Annotated in this window: 1 protein-coding gene; it reads left to right on the top strand. The window is 78.6% G+C overall.

Features of this window, described 5'->3' with window-relative positions; genetic code table 11:
- Positions 1-178: helix-turn-helix domain-containing protein (locus KVT14_RS22010; RefSeq protein WP_217617451.1), on the top strand; the 178-nt coding region annotated here is incomplete at its 5' end.
- Positions 179-229: the final 51 nt, after the last annotated feature.

The following is a 229-nucleotide window of genomic DNA, read 5'->3' as shown; positions in this document are numbered from 1 at the left end:
GCTGGCCGAGGTCGGGGACTGGGTGGACGCCTCCGGGACCCGGACGGTGGACTGGCATGTGAAGGCCCTGCGCAGGAAGCTCGGCGCCGACCTGATCCGCCCCGTCCACGGCGTCGGCTACGCCCTGGAGCCGGCCGCCGCGGCGGGGACGGCCACCCCCGGAGGCGGCCCGGCGTGACGGTGCCAACCCCTCCCCGGCACCAGCGGCCGCGCCTGCCGGACGTACGCC

This window comes from Cellulomonas sp. GbtcB1, from assembly GCF_019091725.1.
Lineage (GTDB): Bacteria > Actinomycetota > Actinomycetes > Actinomycetales > Cellulomonadaceae > Cellulomonas.
This window is presented reverse-complemented; position numbering and strand designations above follow the sequence as displayed.